Here is a 7,450-nt window from a genome sequence, read left to right as displayed (position 1 = left end):
AGTACTCGAACGGACCCAGCTCCCAGCCAAAGCCGGCACGCATGGCGTCGTCGATGCGGTAGAGTTCGTCGGAGATCTCAGGTATGCGGTTGCTCACGTACTGGAACAAGCCATAGAGTGACTCGTTGAAGAACTGGGCTGCCTTATCGTTTTGCTTGGAGAAGGTCTTCACGCGCTTCTTCAGATCCTCAATCGGCTTGAGAATTTCGAGGCTCTGGAACTTCGGACGCTGCTTTGGTCCATACTCCAGCGTGTTCAGGTCGAGGGTCAGGATCTCGGTTTTGCCTTTGGCATCTTTCGTTTTCTTGTAGAAACCCTGACCGGTTTTGTCGCCCAGCCACTTGTTCTCCACCATTTTCTGCAGGTAGTCCGGTAGCTTGAATAACTCACGCGACTCGTCCTTCTCTCCTGTCTGGTACAGACCGTTGGCTACATTAGCCAGAGTATCCAGACCTACCACATCCAGCGTGCGGAACGTAGCAGACTTCGGACGACCAATGATCGGACCTGTGATACGATCTACCTCGTCCACGTTCAGTCCGAGTTTGTTCATCACCTGCAGGCCTTGCATGATGGCGTAGATACCCACACGGTTCGCAATGAAAGCCGGTGTATCTTTGGCCAGTACAGTCGTCTTGCCAAGGTATAGGTCGCCGTAGTGCATGAGGAAGTCTACAACATCCTGATCGGTTTCTGGCGTAGGTATAATTTCTAATAGCTTGAGATAGCGCGGCGGGTTGAAGAAGTGCGTACCGCAGAAGTGCTTTTTGAAATCGTCAGATCGGCCCTCCAGCATCATGTAAATCGGGATACCCGAGGTGTTGGAGGTGATCAGCGTGCCCGGCTTGCGGTGCTTCTCCACCTGCTCAAACACTGAATGCTTGATCTTCAGGTTCTCCACCACCACCTCAATGGTCCAGTCGGCGCTGGCGATATCCTTCATGTTGTCTTCGAAGTTACCCGTCTGGATCAGGCGGGCATCGGACTTACGGTAAAGGGGCGAAGGATTAGACTTAATGGCTGCTTCCAGCGCACTGTTCACAATGCGGTTGCGGACATGCTTGCTTTCCAGCGTCAGCCCTTTTTTCTCTTCGTCAGGAGTGAGTTCGCGTGGCACGATGTCGAGCAACAGTACCTGCACGCCGATGTTGGCAAAGTGGCAGGCAATGCGGGAGCCCATTACACCGGAACCCAGCACGGCTACTTTCTTAATTAATCTCTTCATAGAAAAAGCTTGATGGTCTACTATGGTTAGAAAATCTCTTTGTTTTCGATCATGTTGATGATGCGCTCGGAAACCCGGAAAAAGGTATTCAGCTCTTCCTGTGGTATAGCTTCCTGCACTTTATGGTTAAAATGGAGCACCGTTCTGCGCGATACTTCCTTTTTCTCCAGCCCTAGTTCGGTCAGGAAAATCCGCACCAGCCGTTTATCCTTGTCGTCAGACACCTTATAGATAAGGCCTTTCTCCTCCATGCTCTTCAGGATGCGGGTCAGGCTGCGCGCCTCCAAACCAAGCAGGGGGGCAATCTTCGTGGCGGGGGTACCTGTCTCCTGATTGATGTTTAACAGAACAAATCCAATGGAGGTGGTAATATCATTTTTGGCAGCCTCTGTATTATACATACGCGAGATAGCATGCCAACAAACCTTCACATTATAATCTACGGTCTCTTCCGGCTTCATGCATCATGTAGTTTATACCAAATATAAAGAAAAATGTTATGCAAGCATACTAATTTAACGAAAAATTTATTCCCCTCCCGACTTCAAAGGTTAAAGTGGATTTCGTGCTATAGTACCTTCCGCTATAGTTTATGTATAATTCATAGAATGGTTACAAACAAAAAACCCTTTCCGGTCCGGAAAGGGTTTTTTGTTACCTGAAAGGCTTTAAACCTTCAATTCACTTCATATTAATACATACTGTCAATCTCTTTCTGGTAATTAGCTGTGATGTTTTTGCGCTTCACCTTCAGGGTCGGTGTCAGCTCACCGCTTTCCACCGTCCACATGTTCGGGATCAGCGTGAACTTCTTGATGGTCTCGAATTGCGCCAGCCCTTCGTTGGCTTTATCCACCTCACGCTTATACTTGTCCATGATCTCCGGCTTGGTGATCATCTCGGCATCAGAGGTATACGGGATACCTTTGTGTGCACACCAGTCCTGCAGCCCCAGGAACGAAGGCACGATCAGAGCAGCGGCATACTTCTGCCCGGCTCCTACCACCATGGCCTGCTCTATCACTACCGACTCCTTCAGCTTGTTCTCGATCGGCTGCGGTGCCACATACTTGCCACCCGACGTTTTGAACATCTCTTTCTTGCGGTCCGTGATCTTAAGAAACTTGCCCTCTACCAGCTCTCCTATGTCACCGGTATGGAACCAGTTTTCGGCATCGATCACCTCGGCCGTCAGATCAGGTTTCTTGTAGTAGCCTTTCATCACGTGTGGTCCACGGGTCAGTATCTCGCCATCCTCTGCGATTTTGATCTCCACCCCATCGATGGCCATACCTACGGTACCAATCACGTTGTTCTCCGGCTCGTAGCGGTTCACGGCTATCACTGGCGACGTCTCTGTCAGACCATAACCTTCCATCACGCGGATGTTGGCTGACCAGAACACACGGGCCAGGCGTGGCTGTAGCGCCGCGCCACCCGATACAATGGCAATTACGTTGCCGCCCAGGGCCTCGCGCCATTTGCTGAAGATAAGTTTATTGGCCAGTTCCAGCTGCTTGTTATACCACCAGCCTTTGTCTTCGCGGGTATCATACTGCAGACCGAGCTCCAGTGCCCAGAAGAAAAGCTTACGCTTCACGCCGGTCAGTTCCATACCTTTGGCCACGATCTTGTCATATACCTTCTCGAGCAGACGCGGCACCGTGGTAAACACATGCGGCTGCACCTCTTTCAGGTTGTCGGCCACTTTCTCGATGCTCTCAGCGTAGTAGATCGACACGCCAATGCGCATATATAAATAAAGGAGCATGCGCTCGAAAATATGGCAAAGCGGCAGGAAGCTCAGTGCGCGGTGATGCTGGTTTACAGGCACATAAGGCAGCGTACCAGTCACGTTACTGATAATGTTGTTATTTGTCAGCATAACCCCCTTCGGGTTGCCGGTTGTACCAGAGGTATAGATAATGGTGAGGATATCGTCAGGACCAACACCAGCCTTCAATGGCTCAAGCTGTGCTACGTCTTCTCCTTCTCCCAGTTTGATCACTTCCTTCCAGTGCTTGGCACCGTGAATTTCGTCGAAGGTATAGATCTCTTTGATGCTCTCCATCCCCTCTGTAGCAGCCACTACTTTGTTGTAGAGCTCCGCATCAGACACAAACACAGCTTTCACCTCCGCATCGTTGAAGATGTAGCGGTAGTCCTCTACCGTGATTGTCGGGTACATTGGTACACTTATAGCACCTATTTGCTGTATACCAAAGTCAGCAAACACCCACTCCGGCCGGTTCAGGGAAATAATAGCCACTTTGTCGCCCTTTCCTATACCTAGTTTCAGCAGACCAAGGCTTACCTGGTTGGCAGTGTCCTGCACATCCTGTGTGCTGTATTTAATCCATTGTCCGTTAACTTTTGTAGCCAGACAATCCGGCTGAGGCGAGTTCTGCAGCTGAAAAGGCAGCAGATCAAGGGTGCGGGTTACGTTCATTGTGTTTGCTAAGGTTAGTGTCAGTCTATTTTAGGACATCACGAACGATGGCACAACATGGGCCACACGTTCGTTAGTATGTGCATTTTAATTATTTTTTTCTGAAATTTCTATACCTTCCTGTACAAATATTTGCTATTCATTATATTGATTGCACTTTTTACGCGAAAAAGTTATAGTTAATAAAAGCCGCTCACAAAAGCAGCAGTTTTGCTATATTTGACCTTCCTGATACTGATTTATGAACCTTTCCATCTTTTTCGAACCTCTGAATGAGGACATTTTTGCGCTGCTTGACAAACCGCGCACACTTGGTGCCTACATCGGCCGCTTTACTGGCAAATTCCCTGACTGGCGCTCAGCTGACATCGCCCTGATCGGGATAAACGAGACCCGGGGACAAGGAGAGGAAACAGTAGCAGAGATGATTCCGGCCCGTGCTGTACGCAAAAAACTGTACAGCATGCACAAAGGAGCCGGTCGCTGCAACATAGTCGACCTGGGCAACCTACGCCCGGGCATAACACTCGACGACACTTACCTGCGGTTGAAAGAAATAGTTGAAGTCCTCATCTCCCATAATACCATTCCCATTATCATCGGCGGCACGCATGACCTGGAGTACGGACAGTACATGGGCTACGAGTACCTGGAACGTGCCGTGAATATGGTAACCGTGGACAGCAGCGTGGATATGAGCGAAGACAATGACGTGCCTGCCAATAAAAAGCAGCTCCGCCAGATCCTGATGCACGAACCGAACTACCTCTTCAGCCTGGGCCAGATCGGCTATCAGTCTTACCTGGTGGACCCAGAAGTGATGGCCACGTTCGAAAAGCTGCACTTTGAGGCTTACCGTGTAGGCGAAGTGCACCGCAGTGTGCAGGAGATGGAGCCGGTTGTGCGCCTGGCAGACCTGCTCACTTTTGACATTTCGGCTATCCGCCATCAGGATGCGCCGGGCTATACGCCTGCCAACCCGTTCGGGCTTACTGGCGAGGAAGCCTGCCAGCTGTGCTGGTATGCAGGTCTGAGTGACCAGATGACATCATTGGGAATTTACGAGTATGATCCTGCACAGGACAGCCAGGAACTAACGGCCATGACCATCGCCACCATGATCTGGTACTTCATAGAGGGCTTCTACCACCGCAAGAATGAAACAGAATTCAGCTCCAGCAAGTTTACCAAATACGCCGTGGCCTTCAGTGATAACCCGGAGCGTATGACATTCTATAAAAGCAAAGCAAGTGAAAAGTGGTGGATGGAAGTAGAACCCCTTTCAGATGAAAAGAGTCCCCGCATTGTACCCTGTAGCTATGAAGACTACCTGCAGGCCATCAAAGGCGAAGTGCCTAACCGCTGGATCCTGACGCAGGCCCGCATTGGCTAATACTTCAGGAAGCGAACAAAGAAACAAACCCGATTCTGTTCCGTTTGCCCCAATCACTAGGGCAGTATTATTATATTTGCAACCCGGGCTTTGTGAGGCCTGCAACCAAATGGAAGAAAATCTCCCGGAGTTCACCCTACAACAGCTTGCCCTGCGCAATGGCCAGGACCGTGACGAGGTATGGGTGGCTTACAAAGGCCTGATTTACGACGTGAAAAAATCACGCCTGTGGCGGAGCGGCAACCACTACGAACACTGGGCAGGCCAGGACCTGACCGAGGAGTTGAAGGACGCGCCGCATACCGAATATGTATTTGACAAATTTGAGGTGATCGGACAAGTCAAAAATTCAGTATACCGAAAATAAAACACAGGGAGTATGCTACTGTAACAGGTAGGCTCCTGATCAACTATAAATTACCAATATTATGATTCTGATAGCTGACAGCGGCTCTACAAAAACAGACTGGCGTGTAATCGATGCCGACAACGAATATGAACAGGTCAACACAACTGGCATCAACCCGCAGTACCTCGATACTGACAAGATTTACAGCATTTTTGAGACCGAGCTGCTGCCTCAGCTGAAAGAAAAAAATATTAGCGCCATTTACTATTACGGTGCTGGCTGTAGCTCTCCGGAGCGTAACAAACGCGTAGAAGATGCCCTTAGCCGAGCCTTCCCCAACGTGCCCAACTATGTAGACCACGACTTGCTAGCTGCTGCTCGCGCCCTGTGTGGCCACAAGCCAGGTATAGCCTGTATCCTGGGCACCGGCTCCAACTCCTGTCTCTACGATGGCAAGAACATTATAGATAACGTGACTTCGCTTGGTTTCCTGATGGGTGACGAAGGAAGTGGAGCCTACCTGGGCAAGCTGTTGATCAAGGCCTACATGTACCGCGAGTTGCCTGAAGAACTGGCTACTTCACTTAAGAACAGATACAATCTGACCAAGAACGGCATACTCGACGCCGTATACGGCTCAGACATACCGAGCCAGTACCTGGCCACTTTTGCCAAATTCATGTATGAAAAACGCAAGAGCCCGGTGATCAAAGAGATGATTTACGAGAACTTCGAAGAGTTCTTTGAGCGTCATGTCAGCAAATACGAGGGTTTTGGTGAGCTTCCTGTAAACTTTGTTGGTTCTATCGCGTTTCATTTCTCGGACACGCTCAAGCTGGTAGCCAAGAAGTATGGCTGCCATATCGGAGTGATCATCTCCAGCCCAAGCGAAGGCCTGATCAAATACCACCAGGAGCTGCTCAAAATGCAGAATGCCTAACTACAAACACGCTTTTTTTACTGAATTCAAATTTGACCGATTAACACAGTGTCCACTACCGAATCCGACTCACTTTACGATAGACTAGAGCAAATGCCCGTGCACGAGGTGCTCACCTGCATCAACCAGGAAGACAAAAGTGTGCCACTGGCTGTTGAGCGTGTTATACCTCAGATCGAAACGCTGGTAAATGCTACTGTAGAGCGCCTCCGTTGACGGAGGCAGACTTTTTTACATTGGGGCAGGCACCAGCGGTCGGCTCGGCATAGTAGACGCATCGGAGTGCCCTCCTACGTATGGGGTGCCTCACGGCTTGGTAGTCGGCATCATAGCAGGTGGTGACGGCGCCATACGGAAGGCAGTGGAGTTTGCTGAAGATGACACAAAGCAAGCCTGGAAGGACCTGCAGGAGCATAACATCACGGCCAAAGACATCGTGGTAGGTATAGCCGCTTCGGGCAGCACGCCATATGTAATAGGCGGATTGGAAGACTGCCGTCGCCAGGGGATAGCCACAGGCTGTATTGTGTGCAATGCCAACAGTGCTATAGCCGCCGCCGCTGACTATCCGGTAGAAGTGGTTACAGGGCCGGAATTTGTAACGGGCAGCACCCGCATGAAAGCCGGTACTGCTCAAAAGCTGGTGCTCAACATGCTCACCACTGCCACCATGATCCAGCTTGGCCATGTGAGGGGCAACAAGATGGTAGACATGCAGCTATCGAATACCAAGCTGGTGGAGCGCGGCACACGCATGCTGATGGAAGAGCTACAGTTGGCGAAACCCGAAGCTGCTGCGTTGCTCAAGAAGTATGGTAGCGTTCGTGCCGCCATCGAGGCCTACCGTAATGGCAATGGTATTTCTTAAGAAGACTTATTTCTGATAAAACAGCTCGGCCTGCCAGTAGACTTTTATACTGGCAGGCCGAGCTGTTTTATAGCTTTTTGATTAAGAGCTGCTAGTCCAGGATGGCCATACTTTCTACAAGCACTTTTGCGGCTTCTTTGCTTGGTACTTTGTAACTGGTCACCGCCCAGTCATAGCCTAGCTTAAAGCGGTCATCTTTCATGGCGTAACGCATTTTCTCGCGATA

The 7,450-nt window shown here is 50.2% G+C and carries 6 protein-coding genes and 1 pseudogene; 4 read left to right on the top strand and 3 right to left on the bottom strand.

Translation table 11 applies throughout. From position 1 onward, the window contains the following. The 3 genes from O71_RS19325 to O71_RS19315 all read right to left on the bottom strand — a co-directional run. On the bottom strand, window positions 1-1,225 hold a 1,225-nt coding region (locus tag O71_RS19325; RefSeq protein ID WP_007660387.1), incomplete at its 3' end, for a 3-hydroxyacyl-CoA dehydrogenase family protein. 26 nt (window positions 1,226-1,251) lie between these two features. Beyond that, window positions 1,252-1,686: a MarR family winged helix-turn-helix transcriptional regulator gene (locus O71_RS19320; protein WP_007660386.1), complete on the bottom strand. Its 435-nt coding sequence runs from the start codon at window positions 1,684-1,686 to the stop codon at window positions 1,252-1,254. 230 nt (window positions 1,687-1,916) lie between these two features. Beyond that, the gene (locus O71_RS19315; protein WP_007660385.1) at window positions 1,917-3,674 is read right to left on the bottom strand and encodes a long-chain fatty acid--CoA ligase; all 1,758 of its coding nucleotides are present in this window, start codon (window positions 3,672-3,674) and stop codon (window positions 1,917-1,919) included. Between the two features lie 241 nt (window positions 3,675-3,915). Here O71_RS19315 and O71_RS19310 point away from each other — a divergent pair, with 241 nt between their 5' ends. The 4 genes and pseudogenes from O71_RS19310 (at window position 3,916) to murQ (ending at window position 7,224) form a co-directional block, all read left to right on the top strand. Continuing rightward, window positions 3,916-5,067, top strand: coding sequence for a formimidoylglutamase (locus O71_RS19310; RefSeq protein WP_007660384.1), 1,152 nt, complete (start codon window positions 3,916-3,918; stop codon window positions 5,065-5,067). Between the two features lie 109 nt (window positions 5,068-5,176). Further along, window positions 5,177-5,434: a cytochrome b5 domain-containing protein gene (locus tag O71_RS19305; protein ID WP_007660383.1), complete on the top strand. Its 258-nt coding sequence runs from the start codon at window positions 5,177-5,179 to the stop codon at window positions 5,432-5,434. Window positions 5,435-5,495: 61 nt separating this feature from the next. Continuing rightward, window positions 5,496-6,356, top strand: a complete 861-nt coding sequence (locus O71_RS19300) for a hypothetical protein (protein ID WP_007660375.1) — start codon at window positions 5,496-5,498, stop codon at window positions 6,354-6,356. Between the two features lie 93 nt (window positions 6,357-6,449). After that, window positions 6,450-7,224: pseudogene (murQ, locus tag O71_RS19295) on the top strand (N-acetylmuramic acid 6-phosphate etherase). Window positions 7,225-7,450 lie beyond the last annotated feature (226 nt).

Source organism: Pontibacter sp. BAB1700 (assembly GCF_000277005.1).
Taxonomy (GTDB): Bacteria; Bacteroidota; Bacteroidia; order Cytophagales; family Hymenobacteraceae; genus Pontibacter; species Pontibacter lucknowensis.
Note: the sequence above shows the minus strand (reverse complement) of the source record. Positions and strands in the feature narration are given on the sequence as shown.

What these genes read in the sequence shown, in the direction of transcription:
- O71_RS19315 (WP_007660385.1), bottom strand. Translation starts at nt 3,674, where the DNA reads ATGAACGTAACCCGCACCCTTGATCTGCTGCCTTTTCAGCTGCAGAAC.
- O71_RS19320 (WP_007660386.1), bottom strand. Translation starts at nt 1,686, where the DNA reads ATGAAGCCGGAAGAGACCGTAGATTATAATGTGAAGGTTTGTTGGCAT.
- O71_RS19300 (WP_007660375.1), top strand. Translation starts at nt 5,496, where the DNA reads ATGATTCTGATAGCTGACAGCGGCTCTACAAAAACAGACTGGCGTGTA.
- O71_RS19305 (WP_007660383.1), top strand. Translation starts at nt 5,177, where the DNA reads ATGGAAGAAAATCTCCCGGAGTTCACCCTACAACAGCTTGCCCTGCGC.
- O71_RS19310 (WP_007660384.1), top strand. Translation starts at nt 3,916, where the DNA reads ATGAACCTTTCCATCTTTTTCGAACCTCTGAATGAGGACATTTTTGCG.